Source organism: Pseudomonas sp. KH_046_2 (assembly GCF_057838985.1).
Map to the genome: position 1 here is coordinate 2,977,498 of NZ_CM174480.1, position 19,861 is coordinate 2,997,358.

Consider the following 19,861-nt stretch of genomic DNA (forward strand, 5'->3'; position numbering starts at 1 on the left):
TCCAGTGTGTTAGCGGATTTTTCTAAAGTCCCGGGAAGGACTCCGGGAATTTGGGGTAAGTGGCTTTTTGGCACTATGCGGGGAGGGAGGGTGTATTGCGGGAGGAGAGGCGTGGGATGTTGCCCAAGGGGCGTTGAGCGACCGGCAAGGCCGCTCAGTTGTAGCGGTGTCAGAAAAGCATATAGGCGGATGCAGTCGTCTGATTCAGGTCGATCTCGCCGACCTCCAGCACTTCGTATTCGGCGCGCAGGCCGATGTTGCGAAAGACATCGAACTCGACGCCGACACCGTAGGTCAGGTCAACCCCGGTATCGTCGTCGGTGGCATTGCCGTCGGCGTCCCAGGCGTGAGCACCGACACTGCCGAACACCCGCAACCGATCGCCCAGCGGAAAGCCGACATGGGCGGCAGCCTGGGCCGACTTGCCGTCGAAATCGACATTCTTGTCCTTGAATTGACCGAGATCGACATAGGCACCCTCGAAGGCCAGGTAACTATTGACGCGATACCCGGCATAAACCTTGTAGCTGGTGTCGTCGTCGTCCAGTCTGGATTCGTCGGTCTGAATGCTGCTTACGCCAGCTCCAAGATACAAACCTTTGTCATCAGCGAGCGCCTGAAAAGACAGCAGCGATAGCAGTGAAGCGAAGCCAAGGTTTCGAAGTAGCATGTTGAGTGGAGTCCTTGTACAGGGTTGTCTGGTGTTAGGGTTCGGCGAGCATTTGAGTGGCCATGAGGGGTTAATAGAAGTCATTGATTGATATTTTTGAGTCGTAGGGCGGGATGTTTGCCGGGCATTGAAAGTAGCGTCTTGCCAACGCTTGAATCGGCAGTGCTTTGGAGAACAACCAGCCTTGCGCCAATAAAACCCCTTCCGAAACCAGATGCGGCAGTTGCTCCTGAGTCTCGACGCCTTCGGCCACGACCTTGAGTCTTAGCGACTTGGCCAACTGGGCAATGTGGCGCCACAAGGCGTCCTTGGCCGCGATCTTGTCGTCTGCGATGAATGAGCGATCTATTTTCAGAATGTCGAAAGGCACTGAATCGAGGAGCGAGAGGTTGGAATAGCCGGTGCCGAAGTCGTCCACGGCAATGCGGTGTCCGCACGCACGAAGCCGTCGCAATTGCAGGGCGGCAGGCTTCTGGTCGAGCATGGTCCTTTCGGTAATTTCAAAGGCCATGGCGGACACAGGCATGTTGTAGGTGGCCAGCACGTCGGCCACATAGTCAGGGAAACTCGGGTCCTGAATATCCTGGGCGGCAAGATTGACCGTAATGTAGAAGTCCTTGCAGGCCCAAAGGTAGGTGCTGTAGTCCTCCGCGACTTGTCGAACCACCGAACGTGTAAGTTGGCGGATCAAGTCGGACTTCTCCGCTACCGGAATGAAAACATCCGCAGGTACTTGGGTGCCGTTGTCGTTCCAGAGAGAAAGTGATTCGGCGCCCACCAGATAGCCCGTCGTCAAATTGACGATGGGCTGGTAGTGAACGCCCAGCGTGTTGGCTTTCAGGGCTTTGCGAAGCCGTGCGGCGGTAGAGGCGTAATGTCGTTGAATACACATTGCGAGCAAGAGCAGCGCTGCGAACACGCATGCAAGGCCAATGAATAATTTGAATTTGAGACTTGTCAGGTAGCTCAACGGAAGAGAAATGACAGCGATCAGTTCATTTCGGTTGCCCGCAAAGGCGATCAGGACCTTGTCTGCCGAGGTAACCAGTTCTTCCAGGTGGAACGGCTTGCGCATCGTCAGCGGTTTGTGGCCCGTGGAGGCAATGGGCAATGCGCCGCCGGGGCCGATGAGGTCCAGTTGCAGGTCCTCGGGAAACTTCAGATTGTCGAGCAGGATCTTCTTGTTAGCCCAGACGTAGGTTGACTGTTCCGACACAATGATAAAGTCGGTGTCCGCAGAAACCGTGTGGCCAGCATCCACCCAGTAGGTTCGCTTCCCAACGGAGAACTTGCGTTTCTCGCTACCGCTCAGTATCGACTGGAGTTCTTGTCCGTAGGAGGAACAGATCTTGCCATTGGGCAGCTGGATTGCCGCTTGATCAACAAAACGCAGGTTCTTGACCACATCAGCCAGTTGTGAATATTGCTCGACGGAGCATTCCTGGCCCGAACGATCAAGATCGCCGAGGGTTTCCAGTACTTTGTCGATCTGCGCATTGGGCTCCACTTGAGCAGCACGCAGTTCGGCATAAACGTTATTCAACTTCCGTGCAATGAATGGCTCCGCCAGTGCTCCAGCACAGAGCCATGCGGCCCAACCCGCCGCAGCAATCAGACAGACAGTGACTGCGTGCCTTCCAAGTAACGCTTTATATGCGGCAACCATCGAAAAACCCCGAGGTATCATTATTTCACTGTGCATTCTGTAGTTACGGATCAAGCGTCCTCAGTTCCAGTCAATTACCCAAGCCAATAAGATGCCGCTTGCATAAACGGCAATGCACAGTGCGATTTTCTGCTTGAGTGGCAGTGTGTTTATACGATGATGCATGCTTATCTCCTTGAGTAGGCAAATAAGCAATTGTGGGCGTCTGTGGTTAATCAAGGAAAATCATTAATCATCATTTACTGGGGCATTGATAAATGCCTGTTAACGATAATGTCTAACCCCAGCGACCTGATTGTAAACAGGTGAGGTTGTGTTCCTGGGCCTGGCTGAGTTGCGTTTGGCCGTTGCCGACGGTGTCTCTCCGTAAGCCAGCTGATACGCCTTGGAAAACCGGCCCAGATGGTGAAAATTCCAGAACATCGCGGTTTCTGTAACGGTGGGCCACGTTTTATTGATCAGGTCGCGACGGGCACTTGCGAGTCTCAAGTTCCTGATATAAGCGATGGGCGACATCCCGAACGTTTCAATAAAGCCAAAATGCAGGGTGCGAGTGGTGGTTTCAAGTTGCCTTACGAGCGACTTTATAGTGAGCGTTTTTTTTGTGTTTTCATGGATGTACTGTATGGCTTCTATCGCCACCTTTCTTCTTGTCGGGACTTTGCGGCTGAAACCGCCATCGGGTGTCAACGATTTCAACAGAGAAGCGAGTACCGCACTTTCAATCGCCGGACCTTCTGCTTCGCGCAGTTGTGCTGAAGCAGCATCGTAGATGTCGACGCAGCAAGCGCTGATGGCTTGAATGGCCGATTGTATGAGTTGAAAGTTTTCCGCCTGGAAGCTGTGTTGTGTCCGGTTTGCAAGGATATCTATGACAGAGTGATGTTGGCGGCACCGGTTATAGTTTTCCAGTGTCGTGGTGATGCTGAAAAGTGTTTCATTCGGTTCGCAAGTGTAATGCACCGATTCATCGCTGTGCAGTACGATGACTTCGTCAGGCCGTAGTTTGTGATTGTTTACAACGGGGCGACCAATCGGGGCCTGGGAGATGGCGAATGTCACGAATCCGGCAGGGACAGAACTGACCAGCGTCACGGATGAGTCGAACTCAAGGCGACTGCACTGCAGTCGCGGACTGTGAAAGAGTTTGTATTGCCGAATGCGCGCCTCATGCTCGGTCGGAATAAGGCTCATTTCCCATTTGCCTATTGTTCTATTCAGTTGGCTCGGCAAGGCAGAAGACAAATGAAAGATCTCGTCGGGCGGTGCGATACTCATGAAATTGAAGGCTCATCTGTTAAATGATTAGGGTCAAGCATTGAACGGACTGTCAGAGTCCCCGGATCAGTTCCAGTTCCGCCGAAAACGCGTACTTGCTGTCCAGCGGTGAGTCGTCCATGTGCTGAACGTTGCGCGGATCAATTCTCGAACTGAAAATCTGCGATTGGGGTTTCATCGGGTCAATGGCTGCGGCTGTAAAGGAGCAAAAGTCGTCAATACGATAACCGGTTTTTACCTGGTAGCCAGTTTTCACAGTACTTGGGGCCTTCTTGTTGGTTTCGACACTCGTCAACTTTGCACTATAGACGCCCTTGTCGTCGGCCATGGCCTTGAGGGAAAGCAATAAACCAAACGACACGGTGACGAAGTTTTTCAGTAGCATCGAGGCGATTCCTTATTAACAGTTTATTCAGGCAGAACAGAATGTCAGCTGCATCTGCCACGACTTGGGCTGCAAATAATCTCACTTCGATGGTGCCGGCCAAAGTCAATAACTCATATTTTCCAGGTCGCCGGAGGAGGACAGTCACCGCTTGCCCCTGCGAATACCACGCGCCTCAAAGCAGTATGAGTGAGTTGGCGTAGCTCATGCCGGTATCACTGTCCCGGGCGAGAATCAAGCAGGCTCGATTCCAAGGATTATCGGCGGGGGATTTTTGGCAGGAGAGACGTTTGATTCAAATCAATAAGTGTTATTTTTGTTTGAAAACATCTTTGATGTGAACCTGTGCCAGGCGGGTGTCGAGTCGCTACGAGAGGCCGATTAATGGTTCATGCAGCGCAAGCGGCCAAGCTCATGGATGTAAAAACACACGGCGTTTTTATCCTGGGTCGGGATCAACTCGTAGTTTAGAATGGCGCCTTCTTGCAAGACATATTGACGCCTGAAGAACAGGTCAGGGGTCTTTTCAATGGCAAAAAGTTCATTGTCCTGGCTGAGTTTGATATTGCTGACCTTGATCTCGACGTGTGTATTGTTTTCTCCGATTATATTCGCCGAGATGGTCGCGTTGCGGATTTTCCCATTCAGGCTTTCCAGCGTGGTCCCCGTGAGTCGACCATGCCCGATAGTGAGGTACTCTTCGGTGTTGAGTTGGTTGAGATCCTCCAGCCATTGTCGGGATTTTGTCTGGTAACTGGTATTTTCCATGTAGTGCGAGGGTGAATAGACAAAAGATAAAATGCACAGTGCATTGATCAAGACTATAAGAGGCCAGTGAACGGCTTGCGGGACTTCAAACTTCATAAGGCGACTTCCAGACATTGACGAATCATCAAGGCGAGGTCTCTTTCGCTGCTGTTCAATTGCAGATTTGCAGTGCTTTGATCCTGGCGAATGCACGAAACGGAATAATTGGCTTTATACAGGTTGACCCAGACCTGGCCCTTCAGGTTTGGTGCTAGCTGTTCAGTTTGTTTGACCGACAGTTCCATCAGCGCTTGAGCCTCGGCAAGATCACCGCCCACGGCGTGTATGACCAGTCCATTCTTGTCGATACTGGAAATTTCAATTTTTGGCGCGTCGAAGTCGAATTGAAAAATAGTAAAGGCAACGACTGCCAGCGTAACGACATAAGCGATCAGCTGGGCCTGTGTAATGCGGGTGGGTTTACGGGTTTTACCTGACGCTGCCAGTCGTTCATCACCACCCGTTGGCGGTAGTTGCTCAGTGATGGGCGCGGGTGGCTGCGCTGTTTCCTCTAGGGGTGATGGCACATCAGCTTGTGCATCGACGACACATTGCCGGTTGAAGCAATACCCTCGTCGAGGAACAGTCATCAAGATCTCGTGATCCCGACTGTCATTGAGGATATTGCGTAGCGAGAAAACCGTCTGGTTCAAACTGCCGGAGGCAACCACACGGTCATTCCAGGTGTAGTCGATGATTTCATCGCGGCTTTTGGTGACACCTGGCTCCATGAGCAGCAGGTCCAACAGACGCGACTCAGCTCTGCCTAGAGTGGAATTTTGTACATCTCCATGGGGGGTTGTAATGGAAAGCATGGCGCTGTCCGGATCGAATACCGCCACGGCGCCATTTTTCAACTTGAAGGTGTAGCTCATAGAAATCTTCCGTTCAGGCGGTGCTGGCCTGAGTATAGGGGCCGGATTTGGCTCGGTACATTCTGGTCCGGGAAGTGAACGAAGATGAGGGCCAGGCGGAAGGTGCACTGTGTGTCGCATTTACAAGGCCGGACTGGCTCGTTTCAGAGGCGTGCAGTGCGGCAAACAGCTCGGCCTGTCAGCGGTGTCAGTTGAATCAAACAAAGAAAAGGCATTGCTGGATGACCCATGGTTTTCGATTTGGACACCATGAATAATGCTTGGATAGGATCAATCGCGCTATCCGAAAACTGCAAGCCCGGGCAGGTGGGTTTGCGCGCAGCCACGCCTGAATGAACCCACTTCGCTGTTCCGACAGGCTTCAATTTCAGTCTGGATTATCAACGGGGGCGGGGCTTTTCTTGAGTGGGCGCAGGCGGCCAGAGGTCGGTAACACTTCAGGCCATTGTCTTCGTCGATCAAGGCAAGACATCGTAGCCACGTTGTTGCAGGCAGCTGCTGTAGACGGAGTTGTTGGCGGTGATGCTTTGTTCGCTCTCACTCATATTCTGCCGGCGCTCCTGACGTTGCCTGGAGCCCCCCACGACGGCGCCGGCAGCCGCGGCACTGTGTGCCCGGTTCTGGCGATAGTCTTGCTTGGTATCGTCGTCGATCTGGTCATAGAGGTTTTCATGTTGACGACCGCGAATTTCTGCCGCGGTCGCACCGGCAACCGCGGCGGTTGCGGCGCCCTTGACCCGGCCACCGGAGGGCACGGTGCTTTGCACCGGATGTTGCGCGTTGGCCTGGGATTGGCAGGCACCGGTGTCCTGCTGGATGGTCTGGGAGGTCTGACCTTTGAGGGGGATTACCGTCGCCGCCAGGGCGCTGGTACTCAGCAACATCGTAGTAACCGCTAAGGCATGGGCCAGTATTTTCATCATTGAGTCTCGCGTCAGGCGTTGGCACGGCTAACGGTTAGTCAGAGGGAAAACGCGGCGGGGCGCCACATTGAAACCCCATGCCGGTTTGCTTGCGATGGGGTTTGCCCGAGCGTCAACGCTTGAGGAGGAGGGCCTGCATATCGTCTGTCATGCCTTTGAGTGCAACCTTGAAGTCATTGGCAACAATCGGCTGTTCGGCATTCTTGATGGTCTCGCCGAATACCTTGCGCACGATTTTCGCGACCGGCATACCGGTCTTGGCGTCGATCAGGTTGGCTTCGATGTACATCTCGGCGGTCTGGTCCCGATGCCCGGTGGCTGCTTGTGTCGCCCCGACAATGGCCCCGATTGGAACAACCTCATACCAGTGCATGCCTTCGTTGTTGGCGCTGACGTGAGTGATCGCCGCCTGCAGGATCAGCGACCGCGAATCGGTCGGCGCCAGCTGCGGATAAGGGACGATCGCATAGCGACGGGCAAAGGCGGTCTTGACGCTGTTGCTGGCCATCAATTGCAGGTCTTGCAGGGTCTTCAGGCTGACGCGTGCGGTCGGCTGCGGCGATGGATACAGTTCCATCTGCCGGAACACCACAGTGGAGTACGCGCGAGGATCGAACCCTGGCGATACCCAGCGCAATACTTTCTGCTCACTCGGTGTAGTTTGCTCCTCCAGGCCCTGGTAATTGCCCAGGAAGCCCGAGTATTGCTCTTGCTGCGCGACTTTCGAGACACAGCCGACCTGAAATACACAGCTCAAAGCAATACCCGCAATCCATTTATTCGACATGCCCATGTGTTTGGTTCTCAAGTGATGAAAGTTGTCATTCGGGTTCCGACCGGGCCCCGGGCATTGGTCCGGGCGCCTTGTATTCAGGCACTGGTACTTGCCGGTCGGTTACGCAAGGCAGGTGCTTGCACGCCGGTCAATGCGGGCCGAATGCTGCCTGTAGCGGCGGGATAATCCGAATCAATAACTCTCAAAAACTGTTAAACACGGGGCCGGGAAAAATTGCACATCGATCACAGTTGCCTACGCTAACCCTTTGCAACGCCGGTTTTGGCGTCTACAGGTGAGTGAGATGGATTTGAAAGAAGGATGGATGGGAACCGCCTCGACACTCGTCGTTGCGTTGGGCTTCATCCCGATGGCTCAGGCCGACGATTCGGCAGAGTTGGCGAGGAAAGCCCTCAACCCGGTCGCGGCGATGTACAGCCTGCCGGTGCAGTACAACTGGGACCAGAAGATGGGGCCGACCGGGGAGGGCATGCACAGCGTCACCAACATCCAGCCTGTGCTGCCGTTTGCCTTGAACGAAGACTGGAACCTCATTTCCCGGACCATTCTGCCGATCATCGACCAGCACGGCCTGGCTCCCAATGGCGTGGCGGACAAATCCGGCAGCGGCGATATCACCCAGAGTTTTTTCTTCTCACCGACCAAGCCCACGGACAGTGGCTGGATACTCGGCGGCGGCCCGGCGCTGCTGATACCGACCGGCAGTGACGAATTGCTCAGCAGCGAGCAATGGGGCCTCGGCCCGACGGCGGTGGCGTTGAAACAGTCCAATGGCTGGACCCGAGGCATTCTGGCCAACCATATCTGGGGCCTGGACGACAGCCCGCCGGACGACAAGGAAAAGGTCAACCAGACCTTCCTGCAACCCTTCCTCTCGTACACCACCCATACGTACACGACCTACGGGGTGAACACCGAGTCGACCTACAATTGGCAATCGCGCGAATGGTCGGTACCGGTCAACCTCACGGTCACCCAACTGCTGAGGATCGGCGGTCAACCATTGACGGTGCAGGCTGGTCCGCGCTACTGGCTCGACAGTCCGGAAGACGGCCCGCAAGGCTGGGGCTTTCGCGCCGCCGTGACGTTACTGTTTCCACGCTGATACGCCGTTTCGCACGCCCTGGAGGAGACACCCCATGGACCGATTCACTGGCGGTTGTTTGTGCGGCAAGGTGCGCCTTGTCGCGTCGGGGCGCCCGTTCCGGGTTGGCGTTTGTCACTGTCTCGACTGCCGCAAGCACCATGGGGCGCTGTTCCACGCCTCCGCGATATTTCATCAGGATGCCGTGATAATCGAGGGCGAAACCCGTGACTACGTCGGGCGGCATTTCTGTCCGCACTGCGGTTCGTCGGTGTTCTCGCGCAGTGCAGACGAAATCGAAGTGAACCTCGGATCCCTGGATGCCCCTGATCAGTTGACGCCAACCTACGAAAGCTGGACGGTGCGCCGCGAGGCCTGGTTGCCGGCGTTTGCACTCACCCGACACTACGAGCGCAATCGAGATTCCACGGGGCGTTTTGATGACTAGCGAGCACATACTCATATGCCATGAAAAGCGGCTATGACAATGAGCGCGAGAAAACACACCAACTGAACGCTAAAGAAAGTAAACCGAACCGCCACGAACCCATTGGTTTGCTCATGGGACACGTGAACCAACGACTGGCACACGCGAGCGATCAGGACGAGCGTGGACAAGTAGTTCACTGCAGCGCCGTTGACATCAAGGGCTGTCATCACGAACACGATGACGCCAAAGACTGGCAGGTTTTCCACACAGTTGGCGTGTGCCCTTGTCCCGCGCCGATACCAATCCTCGCCTTCGAGCCGATCGCTGCGGAAAGAGGCGATCGGAACACTGGAGAACAGGATCCCGACCCAGCGATACACCCCGACGGTTGCCATCAACAGCAGCAAGGTCCAGGTCGCAAACCCGAGCAGCATCCACATCGGTATGGTCATGGCCGCCATCCTCAACAAATCATTGTCATCGCGCTGCGTGACCGACAAACAGTCGGTCACGCGCTGTCGGTCAATTGCTCATGATGGGTGCCAGCGCAGTCTGAATCCGGGCCATCTGTGCCGGCGTTGTCATCTGCGTCAGCAGTCGGCCGAAGTGTGGATGCTGCACGCCCGAGATAATGTATTGCCAGCGGTAGGCGCTCAGCATGCAGGTCTTGATTTGCGCGGTCTCATCGATACTGAACGATCGTGAAGCATTACTGATGAAGTAGTCGGCATCGGCTGCCGATTGTGCCTGCAGGATTGCGTCCACGGCCGCCACCAGCGCAATCAGGTCATTCACTGCCAGGTCACGCTCGCCTGGCGAGAGTTTCGCGTGCTCGTCCTGCCACTCCAGTTCATCGAGTACGACGTGACGGCTTTCATCCTTCCAGTGGAACTTGAAGACATCCTTGAACAACGGGCACAGCTCCTCGCGCGGGGCGATGCTTTGCACGTAGTGCGCCTGAACGAACAGCTCGATGTGACAGGTCAGCGCCAGCACCGACCAGGTACTGGCCGCCAGTACCGCGCGCGCCACCTCGTTCGGATCGGCAACCTGGCGATATCCCGCTGGCAATTGCGAACTCATCATCGTCTCCATGCGCCGGAACAACTCCTGGTGCTTGATCTCGTCGTTGGAAAAACGCACCAGCGCTTCAAGCGCCAGTTGATTGTCAAATACATGAGCCCGACCCTGATCGAGCATCTTGGCACTGATGAAACGCTCGACCAGACCAAAGATGTACGCGTAGGTCCGGCCCTGGATCTGACTGAGCAGGCGCGCATCGGCCCCATCGAGAAAGGTCAGGCGGTCGACCTGCGACAGTCCGTCGGGCAGGAATTTGCGCGAGAAGTCGAAACGGCGGTCCTGGAGCAGATCGCGATCGATCTGCCATTCGGTTTTTTTCGAAGACCTGACCATTTGCGCATAACGGGCGGTGTTGCCTGACGCTGAGCCGGGTAGGGTAACGACGCTGTTCATATGGATCTCCTGCTGCCCTGGTTGAGTTGGAATGGGGCAATTTCGGGTGACGTCGGAGCCAATGACCTCAGGTGAAACCTCTGGGGACAATCTCGATCGCTGAGTCCGCGTTGGTGCTAATCTAGGCGTCGCAGTTCGGGCGGTGAATGACCGGTGCGCCTGAATACCTGCTCCGGACTCCGGAAAGGAGGGCGGTCAAGTGTTGGATGCGCTTTCTGATGTCTTGCGTGTGATTCGGCTGTCTGGAGGGGTCTTCCTCGAGGCGGAGCTCACTGCGCCCTGGTGCATCAACGGCAGAATCTCGGCGGATGATTGCAAGCCGTTCCTGGCGGCACCTCGACACATCATTGCATCGCACTTTGTCGCCACGGGGCACATGCAAATTCAAATCGACGGTAGTGCCGCCATCGAGGTAGGGGCAGGCGAACTCGTTCTGCTTCCCCGCAACGACGCACATTCCTTTGGCAGCGACCTGAGCATTGCGCCCATGCCGGCCAGAGAAGTCATCCAGCCGCCAGAAGTCGGCGGCATTTCACGGATCAAGTACGGCGGGGGCGGCGAGGCCACGCAGTTGCTGTGCGGGTTTCTTGGTTCGGAAACCCCCTTCAGTCCGTTGCTTTCGTCGTTGCCTTCCTTATTGAAACTGGATCTGCGCGCGACGGCTTCGGGCACCTGGATCGAGAGCTCATTCCGTTTCGCTGTCAGTGAAATCGCGGCGGGCCGCGTCGGCTCGGCAACGGTCATCGCCAAGCTATCGGAACTGCTGTTCGTTGAAGCCGTCGGCCAGTATGTCGCCAGCCTTCCCGCAGAGCGGCGAGGCTGGCTGGCGGGTTTGCGCGATCCGCACATCGGGCGCGCCCTGGCGCTACTGCATGCCCGCCCGACCGAAGGCTGGACCGCAGAAGCGCTGGCGCTTGAGGTGGGCATGTCGCGCTCGGTGTTCGCCGAACGCTTCACGGCATTGGTCGGACAGCCACCGATGCAATACCTGACGCTGTGGCGCATGCACGTAGCGGCTCAACAGTTACGCGAAGGTCGGGGCAATGTGGCGCAAATCGGCTTTGCCGTTGGCTACGATTCCGAGGCTGCGTTCAGTCGCGCATTCAAACGCCAGTTCGGCACATCTCCCGGCACCTGGCGCAGACAATCAGCGTGAGGGGGGCTGTGCCACCTCTGCATGGTTACCTGACCAGGCTTGACCCTTTGCACTCAAGGAAGCCGAGGCGATTCTGCCCGAGCCTGGCTGGCTCGCAGCGTTCTGGAGACCTGGGCTTGAATCTCGTAGGCAGGCGCCTCGACGGCTTCGTAATCACGGGTATAACGAGTGGCGAACTCGCGATCGCCCCATTGCTGGTACTGCTGCACGTGCTTCAACTCATGCGCCCACAGCGCGACATCGTTCTGTGCATCTTCGGCACTTCGAAAGACGATGATGTCTATCAGGGTGACCGCACGTACATCGGGATTCTGCAGCATGGTGTTTGCGGCGTTCAGCTCCACATCATCGCCGACCTTGTAGCGCGCCGAATCGAGCACTTGAAGGTCATAGTAGGGTTCGAGCTGGGCCCGGATGTTCAGCGGGATTGGCCGGATATCGCCCGTTGCCGCGGAGTCGCGCGATTGCACAATCCAGCTCTGCAATCCAGAGGCCGCCATCTGGTTCATGTCGTCGAAGATCGATCCAGCTTCCTCTTCGGAACCTGGAGCACAAAAACAAGCGACCATGCAGACCTGGGACTGTCCGGCCGGGCAGGCGAAAACCGAGGACGAGGTGCCTGCGCAAAAGAGCACGATCGCTAACCGGAAAACCTGACGCAAAAATACAGCTGACAATGGGTTCTCCCCTGGGCAATGGCGGTCGGCAGGCGATACGTTGGGCATCTTGCACCCATTGTCCTGCCGCGTGTTGGACCGCTGCGACACCGTTCGATTCCCTGGGTTTCACAGTATTTTCAACATTGCCTGAAAGTCCGTGCCTGGCCGAAAGCAGCACGTTTACGCCGGAAACAGTAACGGGTGTTTAAGAAAATCGGTTTGGCATGGGAACTTTACTTCGGAAATCGCTTCAATAGGCTGTCCTGGTGGCCACTCGACATGCCTGCCAGGCCAGGCATGGCGCAACACCAAGGATATCTGGAAGCAACAAACCATTCAGGGATTAAAGGACTTATCGAATGAACACTACAGATCAAGTGCAAGGCAGCAGCAAGTACAGCGCAAAATGGCAGGCGCGTTTTGCGTTCTTCGATGCTCACGGTGCGCCCAATGCACCAGGTTACAAACCGGCACTGCAGCAGCTTCCCCTGAAACAGAAGATAACCATCAACGCAAACATCATTGCGTTCTTCTTCGGACCGATTTATCTGTTTGTGCTGGGACTTTGGAAAAAGAACCTGACGCTGATTGCGCTCATGGTTGCAATTTCCTTCGCTCTGGACGCTGTGTACGCCATGGTCGACTTTGGCTACGCCAAGCAGGTCAACTTTGGCGTGGGTTTCGCTTTCAATCTGCTCTACACCCTCTCGACCAATTACGCCTACTACCTCAAGGAGCAAAAGGGCGAACAGGGATGGAACCCGTTTAAAGGCATGCGCTGGTAAACAGTTCTGCAAACACGACTACAGGGTCATGACAAAACATGGTCCTGTAGTTGAGTCGGGATCAAATGCGTCCCCTTGCTACTCGTCCTCTACTGGCTGTGCGGGCGAAGGGGCCCATAAGGCTGTCTCTTGAAACGGTAAAAAGCCGGCTGATCAGATGGGTCTAACCGAACCTCGAACATTGACGCAGCTGCGACGGACTCACGCCAAGGCGTTGCTTGAAAGTGGTCGCCATGTGCGCCTGTGAATTGAAACCGCAGGCGTAGGCGATCTCCGTCAGGGTGGCGGCGGAATCGCGCATCAGGGCGCGGGCCTTGGCCAGGCGTCGGTCGATCAGGTAACTGTGGGGGCTTTTGCCGGTGGCGTTTTTGAAGGCCCGCATGAAATACCCTTCGGACAATCCAAGCAGGCCCGCCATCGCCGGTACGCCCAACGGGCCATCGAGGCCTGCATCAATGAATTCATCGAGCAAGCGCATCCGGCTGCCGGTTATCGAGCCGTGGAGGGCTGTCGACAGCGCTTCGCTAGCCGTCGCGCGCTCGGACAATGCCAGTGCCCAGGCTTCCCAATCGTCCTCCACGGAGGCCAGCAACAGCGCGGCGCGCATTCGCCACGCGAGGGCAGTGGCCTGCCGGTCGATGCGATTGTTGAAGGCACGATCCCCGACCAACGCCATACCGTCGGTGCGAATCACCCGCAGGTATTCACCACCTTGAGGGGATTCGGACAACACGTCACACCCGGCGGGGACAAACGCCAGGCCGTTGGGCACGGCCTCGAAGGGGCGTATTCGGTCACTGCCGATGGCGTGCAGGCCTCGCTGGCTGTCGAAGGCAAAGCCGATTCCCGCCTGGGTCGCGACATAGCGGGTCGCGTAGGAACAGCCGGGGAGCAGTTCGATCGCCCAAGGGCCGGCCTCGATACGACGGACCGGTTCGGACAGCAGTGGCGGCGGGCGGTTTCGATGACTCATGGACACCATAGTAGTGAAGAGAGGGGACAAAAGTCAGGTCAGTTTTTTGAAAGCCGGAGTACTGCGCCGTTGTTCAGACTGGGCAAAACCTCAGGGAGACCTCTCATGCACAGACTGACTCGCGACGATATCGAACAGGCCGCTCGCCACGTTTACCAGGTCATGCCCGCCACCGCCCAGTACCCTTGGCCCTTGCTGGCTCAGCGGCTGGGTTGCACGGTGTGGGTCAAGCATGAAAATCACACGCCTACCGGTGCTTTCAAAGTGCGCGGCGGTATCACGTTCATGCACTGGCTGAAGCGCGAGCACCCAGGCGCGAAGGGCATTGTCAGCGCTACCCGCGGCAACCATGGCCAGAGTCTGGCACTGGCGGCTCGCACATTGGGTTTGCAGGCGTTGATCGTCGTGCCGGAAGGTAACTCGGTAGAAAAGAACAACGCCATGCGCGGCTTTGGTGCTGAAGTGGTCGAGTATGGCCGCGATTTCGATGATGCCCGCGAAGAGGCTGCTCGCCTGGCGCAAGCGCATGACCTGTTCCTGGTTCCGCCGTTTCACACAGAATTGGTCAAAGGCGTCGCCACTTATGCGCTGGAGCTGTTCAATGCAGCGCCGGACCTGGACACCGTTTATGTACCGATTGGCTGTGGATCGGGGATTTGCGGGGTGATCGCCGCCCGCGATGCGCTAGGTTTGCAAACAGAAGTGGTTGGCGTGGTTTCCACGGAGGCGGCGGCTGCACAGTTGTCGTTTGACGCTGGAGCGATATGCGAAACCGCCTCGGCCAACACCTTTGCCGACGGTCTGGCCGTGCGCAAGCCGATTCCCGAAGCCTTTGCCGTTTACGCGGCAGGTGCGGCGCGGATCGTATCGGTCAGCGATGAGCAGATCGCCGAAGCCATGCGTGTGTATTACACCGATACCCATAACCTTGCCGAAGGAGCCGGTGCGTCGGCGTTGGCAGCGCTCATCTCGGAGCGTGAAGTCATGTCGGGAAAAAGGGTGGGGGTGATTCTGTCCGGTGGCAACGTCGACAGATCGGTGTATGCGCGAGTGATTGCGTGAAGGGGGCCATGAGCCTGGTCACATAAATTTGAAATGCACGGCATTGCTCGACACAATCGCGCCCCGATCCGGCCAAAGGCGCCGGACGTTCGTGGTGAAAAGGGGCCGCAGTTGAACGAACAGACATTGTCCATGCGCCTGGAGCGCGTGGCGGCACAGGTGCCAGCCGGTGCGCGCCTGGCCGATATCGGCTCGGATCACGGTTACCTGCCGGTGGCGTTGATGCGCCGTGGCGCCATCACGGCAGCGGTGGCCGGCGAGGTGGCGTTGACGCCGTTCCACGCGGCCAACCGCACCGTGCGCGAGAACGGCCTGGACTCGCAAGTTACCGTGCGCCTGGCCAACGGCCTGGCGGCAATCGAGCCGGGAGACGGGATTACAGCAGTCAGCATTTGCGGCATGGGCGGCGAAACCATCCGCGACATCCTCGACAGCGGCAAGGCGTACCTGAGCGGTCAGGAGCGCCTGATCCTGCAACCCAACGGCGGCGAGCAGCCGCTGCGCCAATGGCTGATGGACAATGGCTACCGCATCCTCTGCGAGGAAGTGCTGCGGGAAAATCGTTTCGACTACGAAATCATCGTCGCCGAGCGCTCCGGACCGGTGATCTACACCGCCCAAGAGCTGTACTTCGGCCCGTTGCAGATGCAGGTCCGCAGTCCGGCGTTCCTGCTCAAGTGGCAGCGCAAGTTGCGCCAGAAACAGAAGACCCTGAGCCACTTTGCCCGGGCGCAGCAGGTCGTGCCCGAGGAGACGGTGCAGGACATCGCGCGGCAGGTCCGGTGGATCACCCAATTGCTGGCTTGAGCCAGGTCCGGGATTTGTAAACGTCTTCGCTTACGCGGGCGATGGATCGGCTTTTTTCCCGGACCCATTGCCTTTGGCCTGACGGGCGCTGCGACGCAGTTCCTGTGGCGTGCGCCCCACGACTCGCACGAAGCTGCGGAGCATGTGGTCGGCATCGCCGAATCCGAAGCACCTGGCGATCTCTTCGAATGTCTGCATGCCGTCCTCGACCAGTGGCCGCGCCGACTCGATACGCAGGCGCTCGATAGCTTTCGCCGGCGTCACCCCGACCGATGCCGCGAACACGCGGCCAAACTGGCGCACGCTCATATGTGCAACGTCTGCCAGGCGTTCGACTGACAGATCATCACGCAGATGATCGCGCACATAGCTCAACACCGTGCGGATCCGATCCGAGCCTGGGTCGAAATCCAGCAGCGAAGAAAACTGATACTGACCACCGGGTCGCCGATAGTAGACAACCAGCATGCGCGCGACGGAGCGTGACACGTCCTTGCCCAGGTCCTGCTCGATCATCGCCAGGGCCATGTCGATGCCCGCCGACATACCGGCGGACGTCCAGACATTCCCGTCTTCGGTCCAGATTCGATCTCCATCCACGCGCAGTGACGGATAGCGTGCCTGCAATTGCGGCGCGTAGTTCCAGTGCGTGGTCGCGACACGACCGTCGAGCAGGCCGCTCTCGGCCAGCAGGAAGGCGCCAGTGCAGACGCTGGCAGTGCGGCGAGCGCGCGGGGACATCTGGCGTATCGCCGCGGCCATCGGCAGCATCCTGTCATCGATCGGCGCGGTGGGGGCGCCGACGATGATCAACGTGTCCAGGTGGTCGACCACCTGCAAGGCCTCGGTCGCGACTTGCAGTCCACTCGAAGCGCTGATCAATCCGCCTTCAAGGGAAGCGACAGTGAATCGATAGCCGGGAGGACGTGCACGATTGGCATTGGAGAAGGCTTCGAGCGGGCCACTCAGATCGAGCAATACGAAGCCCGGATAGACCAGGAAACATATGTGACGCTGCATGCACGGAACATCCACAGTCTGAATGGGGTCATGGTACGCGCTTGCTGTCGGGAAGGTCACGGGGGGCATTGAACCCTGCCGTCTCATGCAAGATGCCTGGGCTTGTCGGCCGAAATCCAGGGATATATGTCCATTTCGTGCGGTCTTCTCGCCGTACCGTAAATGCACCACCCCCACATTGCGGACGTGCAACATGACCTTCAACCGAATTCATCCCGCCAGACTCATCTCCTGCGCCACCTTACTGGGGGCTATCCTGATGGCGCCCGGCATCGGCTTCGCCGCCGAGAACCCTTACGCCGATCCAGTCAAACCGGCGCTGCCGGCCTCCACCTTTCAATGGGATGCCAGTCGAACCGCACTGGTCGTGATCGACCCGCAAATCGACTTCATGAGCCCGCAGGGTGCTGGATGGTCAGTCTTCGGCCAGAGCGTTACCGAGCAGAACCTGGTGCCGAATCTGACCCGGCTGTTCACGGCGTTCAAGCAGGCTGGAGCGACCGTCGCCATCTCGCCGCACTACTATTATCCCCACGATCATCAGTGGGAGTTTGAGGCGCCAGCGGAGACTGTTCAGCACAAGCTGGGAATGTTCGACCGCAAGGGTGCCCTGACGCTGGATGGATTCCGCAATTCGGGTGCCGACTTCATGAAGGAGTTCAAGCCCTTCATCGAAGACGGCAAGACCCTCGTCGCCTCACCACACAAGTTGTATGGCCCGCAAAGCAACGACCTGATGCTGCAGTTGCGCAAGCAGCGGGTCGACAAAATCATCCTGGCCGGCATGGCGTCCAACCTGTGCGTCGAATCGCACCTTCGCGAGTTTCTGGAGTGCGGTTTCGAGGTGGTAGTCGTACGTGACGCGGTCGCCGGCCCGAAGCTGCCTGACGGCGACGGATACGGGAGCGCGCTGGTCAATTTCCGCTACATCGCCAACGATGTAATGACTACCGACGAAGTCGTGAAAAAACTGGAAGGGCGCTGATCTGCGGTATGACCCATCCGCTGAACAGACACGGGAGTCCTTGTGGCTCCCGTGCCCGCAGACTGACCCGGAATGACTCAAGAGCGAAGGATCCGCCTCATCACTCTTCCTCTCTGAGTGCATGGATCCGCCCTGATTTTTCCGCAGCTATCAGCGCAGCATGGTCTTTCGCATTTTGATTGGCATAGGCGATGGAGAACTTGCCGACGGCCTGGTCGAAGGTGTCCAGCTTGCCCAGATAGCCACTGATGAGCGCTGCATCCCCGGATTTGGCGTGGGCACGGGCGAGGGTAAGACCACACCACTCGGCGTACATCTTCATCCGTGTGGCGGAAATGCCTTCTATGGGTGCTGACATTTTCATGTCTCGCAACTGGCGTACAAAGAAATGCCGGCCATTTTGACCGCGTGTCCAGCCCAGGAAGATGTCACTGGAGGACTGCATCAACCGCTGTCCGGTGACAACGCGCTGCCCCTGGTTCTCGTAGTCGCTGTTGCCTGCATAGGGTGCCAACACCGAGGGACAGGCTTCCTTGAATTGCAGGAGCAAGGGGTGGTTTTCCGCGGAAAAGAACAGACCGACGAAACAATAGGTCCCCACGCTCCCGATTCCGACAGCTTTGACCGCAATGTCTTCGAGGCGATAACGATCGAAGAGCACGCGCCGTTCATGGGGTAGCGACAGACGATAATCACGCAGAGCGATACGGACTCGCTGCTTGAAACCTTTTTCATACACATGAAAAAGCAAGGGCGGCTGATCGATCAGTCGCCGCCGCCCACCCACTTCGCTGCTGATCTTGGGATAGAGGTAATCACCCAGGCGCAACCTGGCCTTTGCGATCACCTGCTCGCGAATTTTCTTGATTTCGGCATTGGGCGCCATATCGATGATCGTTTGGGCATCCAGGCGGTCATACCAGACATCCAGCGGGCCCATTTTCGAAAATTTGCGCAGGCCCTCGCGGTAAGCGCAAACGCATTTGACGGCAATGCACCGAGCCTCCTTATCGTTGAGTCGGTTATCGCGCGCGGCCACGGCAAAACTGATCGCCAGGCGCTTGACGTCCCATTCCCAGGGGGCCGGGAGCGTTTCGTCGAAATCGTTGATGTCAAAAATCAGGTTGCGTTCAGGTGTCGCGAACAACCCGAAATTCATCAGGTGGCAATCCCCGCAGGCCTGCACCTGGACGCCAGTGGTCGGGGTCGTGGCCAGGTCATGGGCCATCAAGCCAGCGGAGCCGCGTAAAAAGGTGAATGGACTGCGCAGCATGCGCCCGTAGCGCAGTGGCACCAGGTTGGGCAGTCGAAAGCGGTTGGACTCTTCGAGCAGTTCGATAGGGTCGCGGTGTTTGCCGGGTGGTTTCCATTCGGCGTGAACCGAATGCGGCAAGCGTTCGCGTAGTTGCTCACCGGCGAACAGACGTTCCTTGCGCGAGAGAAAGACCGAATCGTCACCGGAGTCGTCCGACGGCTTTGCCAGGCCGTCGGCAGATTTGCTTTTGCGGGGGGGCATGTCCACTCCTTTGCTCAACGAAGTCTGACTCGCTCGGGCACAGGATCTGGTAATGCGACTGTTCCATCAGCCCCCGGGGCGCGCGTGCACTGGCATCATGGAAAGTGTCGAAGCTGTTTTTCAAGCGTAGCAGTTCCGATCCTGGATGCTGTATTGCCAGTACTGAATCTGCGCTCGAATCGAAGTGGTTTGCGGATGACCGCAGGCGACTCGAACTTGCCGGTGACAGGTAGGAAATTGAGCCACTGGTCGGGTTTGGCGACGAAAGTTCAGCGCAAAAGCGGTTTTTTTTTCGGCGTGGAACAAAAAACGATTCAGCGGCGTAGCGTCGCGGGTTTCAGCCAAAGAGGCAGGTAGCCTCAGGTGCTGGAAACAGTACCGTTTGTCGATGTTTGTGCTCAAAAATTGAACGATCGGGATATGCTGGGCTCTGATTTTCCAGCAGACGGCCCCTTGGGGACACGCTGCACTCACTAGAAAAATGGACGTATACCTCATCTGCATTGAA

21 protein-coding genes are annotated in these 19,861 nt (G+C 57.3%); 7 read left to right on the top strand and 14 right to left on the bottom strand.

Annotation, left to right across the window (positions count from 1 at the left end; genetic code table 11):
• Positions 1-169: 169 nt before the first annotated feature.
• The 8 genes from AC3IX1_RS13360 to AC3IX1_RS13395 all read right to left on the bottom strand — a co-directional run bounded on the left by AC3IX1_RS13360 (position 170) and on the right by AC3IX1_RS13395 (position 7,397).
• Positions 170-670 (bottom strand): outer membrane beta-barrel protein, encoded by a 501-nt coding sequence (locus AC3IX1_RS13360; protein WP_057714909.1) that lies wholly within the window; start codon positions 668-670, stop codon positions 170-172.
• 70 nt (positions 671-740) lie between these two features.
• Entirely contained in the window at positions 741-2,390 is a 1,650-nt protein-coding gene (locus AC3IX1_RS13365) for an EAL domain-containing protein (protein WP_489388563.1), read from the bottom strand.
• A gap of 210 nt (positions 2,391-2,600) precedes the next feature.
• Positions 2,601-3,614 carry a helix-turn-helix domain-containing protein gene (locus AC3IX1_RS13370; RefSeq protein WP_489388564.1) on the bottom strand — a complete coding sequence of 338 codons (1,014 nt, stop codon included), beginning with the start codon at positions 3,612-3,614 and terminating at the stop codon, positions 2,601-2,603.
• Between the two features lie 52 nt (positions 3,615-3,666).
• Positions 3,667-3,999: a hypothetical protein gene (locus AC3IX1_RS13375; RefSeq protein ID WP_489388565.1), complete on the bottom strand. Its 333-nt coding sequence runs from the start codon at positions 3,997-3,999 to the stop codon at positions 3,667-3,669.
• Between the two features lie 381 nt (positions 4,000-4,380).
• A complete protein-coding gene (locus tag AC3IX1_RS13380) occupies positions 4,381-4,863 on the bottom strand; it encodes a hypothetical protein (RefSeq protein WP_489388566.1) in 483 nt (160 codons plus the stop codon).
• Positions 4,860-5,681 (bottom strand): winged helix-turn-helix domain-containing protein, encoded by an 822-nt coding sequence (locus AC3IX1_RS13385; protein ID WP_489388567.1) that lies wholly within the window; start codon positions 5,679-5,681, stop codon positions 4,860-4,862. The genes AC3IX1_RS13380 and AC3IX1_RS13385 overlap by 4 nt, the downstream gene beginning before the upstream one ends.
• A gap of 458 nt (positions 5,682-6,139) precedes the next feature.
• Positions 6,140-6,601, bottom strand: coding sequence for a hypothetical protein (locus AC3IX1_RS13390; protein ID WP_489388737.1), 462 nt, complete (start codon positions 6,599-6,601; stop codon positions 6,140-6,142).
• 115 nt (positions 6,602-6,716) lie between these two features.
• The gene (locus tag AC3IX1_RS13395; protein WP_489388568.1) at positions 6,717-7,397 is read right to left on the bottom strand and encodes a DUF3313 domain-containing protein; all 681 of its coding nucleotides are present in this window, start codon (positions 7,395-7,397) and stop codon (positions 6,717-6,719) included.
• 307 nt (positions 7,398-7,704) lie between these two features.
• Between AC3IX1_RS13395 and AC3IX1_RS13400 the strand changes: the two genes are divergently transcribed.
• Both AC3IX1_RS13400 and AC3IX1_RS13405 read left to right on the top strand, forming a co-directional pair.
• Complete coding sequence (locus tag AC3IX1_RS13400; protein ID WP_489388738.1) at positions 7,705-8,505, top strand: transporter; 801 nt, start codon at positions 7,705-7,707, stop codon at positions 8,503-8,505.
• A 34-nt stretch (positions 8,506-8,539) separates the two neighbouring features.
• The gene (locus AC3IX1_RS13405; RefSeq protein WP_489388569.1) at positions 8,540-8,932 is read left to right on the top strand and encodes a GFA family protein; all 393 of its coding nucleotides are present in this window, start codon (positions 8,540-8,542) and stop codon (positions 8,930-8,932) included.
• Between the two features lie 11 nt (positions 8,933-8,943).
• Here the strand turns inward: AC3IX1_RS13405 and AC3IX1_RS13410 are convergent, their stop codons facing one another.
• Together AC3IX1_RS13410 and AC3IX1_RS13415 are read right to left on the bottom strand one after the other, a co-directional pair.
• Positions 8,944-9,366 (bottom strand): MAPEG family protein, encoded by a 423-nt coding sequence (locus AC3IX1_RS13410; RefSeq protein ID WP_489388570.1) that lies wholly within the window; start codon positions 9,364-9,366, stop codon positions 8,944-8,946.
• A 70-nt stretch (positions 9,367-9,436) separates the two neighbouring features.
• On the bottom strand, positions 9,437-10,390 hold the full coding sequence (locus AC3IX1_RS13415; protein ID WP_489388571.1) for a diiron oxygenase: 954 nt from the start codon (positions 10,388-10,390) through the stop codon (positions 9,437-9,439).
• Positions 10,391-10,589: 199 nt separating this feature from the next.
• On the opposite strand from AC3IX1_RS13415, the gene AC3IX1_RS13420 reads away from it, so the two are divergent.
• Positions 10,590-11,546, top strand: coding sequence for an AraC family transcriptional regulator (locus AC3IX1_RS13420; protein ID WP_489388572.1), 957 nt, complete (start codon positions 10,590-10,592; stop codon positions 11,544-11,546).
• A gap of 53 nt (positions 11,547-11,599) precedes the next feature.
• Here AC3IX1_RS13420 and AC3IX1_RS13425 read toward each other — a convergent pair whose 3' ends face one another.
• Positions 11,600-12,271, bottom strand: a complete 672-nt coding sequence (locus tag AC3IX1_RS13425; RefSeq protein WP_489388573.1) for an eCIS core domain-containing protein — start codon at positions 12,269-12,271, stop codon at positions 11,600-11,602.
• Between the two features lie 293 nt (positions 12,272-12,564).
• Here AC3IX1_RS13425 and AC3IX1_RS13430 point away from each other — a divergent pair, with 293 nt between their 5' ends.
• Positions 12,565-12,990: a DUF2628 domain-containing protein gene (locus AC3IX1_RS13430; protein ID WP_489388574.1), complete on the top strand. Its 426-nt coding sequence runs from the start codon at positions 12,565-12,567 to the stop codon at positions 12,988-12,990.
• Positions 12,991-13,153: 163 nt separating this feature from the next.
• On the opposite strand, the gene AC3IX1_RS13435 is transcribed toward AC3IX1_RS13430, so the two are convergent.
• On the bottom strand, positions 13,154-13,972 hold the full coding sequence (locus tag AC3IX1_RS13435; protein WP_489388739.1) for a helix-turn-helix transcriptional regulator: 819 nt from the start codon (positions 13,970-13,972) through the stop codon (positions 13,154-13,156).
• 96 nt (positions 13,973-14,068) lie between these two features.
• On the opposite strand from AC3IX1_RS13435, the gene AC3IX1_RS13440 reads away from it, so the two are divergent.
• Positions 14,069-15,025, top strand: a complete 957-nt coding sequence (locus AC3IX1_RS13440; protein ID WP_489388575.1) for a threonine dehydratase — start codon at positions 14,069-14,071, stop codon at positions 15,023-15,025.
• A gap of 111 nt (positions 15,026-15,136) precedes the next feature.
• A complete protein-coding gene (locus tag AC3IX1_RS13445) occupies positions 15,137-15,832 on the top strand; it encodes a tRNA (adenine(22)-N(1))-methyltransferase (protein ID WP_489388576.1) in 696 nt (231 codons plus the stop codon).
• A 30-nt stretch (positions 15,833-15,862) separates the two neighbouring features.
• Here the strand turns inward: AC3IX1_RS13445 and AC3IX1_RS13450 are convergent, their stop codons facing one another.
• Positions 15,863-16,852: a GlxA family transcriptional regulator gene (locus AC3IX1_RS13450; protein ID WP_489388577.1), complete on the bottom strand. Its 990-nt coding sequence runs from the start codon at positions 16,850-16,852 to the stop codon at positions 15,863-15,865.
• A gap of 193 nt (positions 16,853-17,045) precedes the next feature.
• Here AC3IX1_RS13450 and AC3IX1_RS13455 point away from each other — a divergent pair, with 193 nt between their 5' ends.
• A complete protein-coding gene (locus AC3IX1_RS13455; RefSeq protein WP_489388578.1) occupies positions 17,046-17,837 on the top strand; it encodes a cysteine hydrolase family protein in 792 nt (263 codons plus the stop codon).
• A gap of 100 nt (positions 17,838-17,937) precedes the next feature.
• On the opposite strand, the gene AC3IX1_RS13460 is transcribed toward AC3IX1_RS13455, so the two are convergent.
• Complete coding sequence (locus AC3IX1_RS13460; RefSeq protein WP_489388579.1) at positions 17,938-19,353, bottom strand: DUF2252 domain-containing protein; 1,416 nt, start codon at positions 19,351-19,353, stop codon at positions 17,938-17,940.
• Positions 19,354-19,861: the final 508 nt, after the last annotated feature.

Bases quoted from the DNA above. Each gene is read 5' to 3' on its own strand.
- AC3IX1_RS13405 (WP_489388569.1), top strand. From the start codon at position 8,540: ATGGACCGATTCACTGGCGGTTGTTTGTGCGGCAAGGTGCGCCTTGTC.
- AC3IX1_RS13375 (WP_489388565.1), bottom strand. From the start codon at position 3,999: ATGCTACTGAAAAACTTCGTCACCGTGTCGTTTGGTTTATTGCTTTCC.
- AC3IX1_RS13390 (WP_489388737.1), bottom strand. From the start codon at position 6,601: ATGAAAATACTGGCCCATGCCTTAGCGGTTACTACGATGTTGCTGAGT.
- AC3IX1_RS13395 (WP_489388568.1), bottom strand. From the start codon at position 7,397: ATGGGCATGTCGAATAAATGGATTGCGGGTATTGCTTTGAGCTGTGTA.
- AC3IX1_RS13400 (WP_489388738.1), top strand. From the start codon at position 7,705: ATGGGAACCGCCTCGACACTCGTCGTTGCGTTGGGCTTCATCCCGATG.
- AC3IX1_RS13450 (WP_489388577.1), bottom strand. From the start codon at position 16,852: ATGCAGCGTCACATATGTTTCCTGGTCTATCCGGGCTTCGTATTGCTC.
- AC3IX1_RS13360 (WP_057714909.1), bottom strand. From the start codon at position 670: ATGCTACTTCGAAACCTTGGCTTCGCTTCACTGCTATCGCTGCTGTCT.
- AC3IX1_RS13410 (WP_489388570.1), bottom strand. From the start codon at position 9,366: ATGACCATACCGATGTGGATGCTGCTCGGGTTTGCGACCTGGACCTTG.
- AC3IX1_RS13385 (WP_489388567.1), bottom strand. From the start codon at position 5,681: ATGAGCTACACCTTCAAGTTGAAAAATGGCGCCGTGGCGGTATTCGAT.
- AC3IX1_RS13425 (WP_489388573.1), bottom strand. From the start codon at position 12,271: ATGCCCAACGTATCGCCTGCCGACCGCCATTGCCCAGGGGAGAACCCA.
- AC3IX1_RS13380 (WP_489388566.1), bottom strand. From the start codon at position 4,863: ATGAAGTTTGAAGTCCCGCAAGCCGTTCACTGGCCTCTTATAGTCTTG.
- AC3IX1_RS13370 (WP_489388564.1), bottom strand. From the start codon at position 3,614: ATGAGTATCGCACCGCCCGACGAGATCTTTCATTTGTCTTCTGCCTTG.
- AC3IX1_RS13430 (WP_489388574.1), top strand. From the start codon at position 12,565: ATGAACACTACAGATCAAGTGCAAGGCAGCAGCAAGTACAGCGCAAAA.
- AC3IX1_RS13455 (WP_489388578.1), top strand. From the start codon at position 17,046: ATGACCTTCAACCGAATTCATCCCGCCAGACTCATCTCCTGCGCCACC.
- AC3IX1_RS13435 (WP_489388739.1), bottom strand. From the start codon at position 13,972: ATGGTGTCCATGAGTCATCGAAACCGCCCGCCGCCACTGCTGTCCGAA.
- AC3IX1_RS13460 (WP_489388579.1), bottom strand. From the start codon at position 19,353: ATGCCCCCCCGCAAAAGCAAATCTGCCGACGGCCTGGCAAAGCCGTCG.
- AC3IX1_RS13415 (WP_489388571.1), bottom strand. From the start codon at position 10,390: ATGAACAGCGTCGTTACCCTACCCGGCTCAGCGTCAGGCAACACCGCC.
- AC3IX1_RS13440 (WP_489388575.1), top strand. From the start codon at position 14,069: ATGCACAGACTGACTCGCGACGATATCGAACAGGCCGCTCGCCACGTT.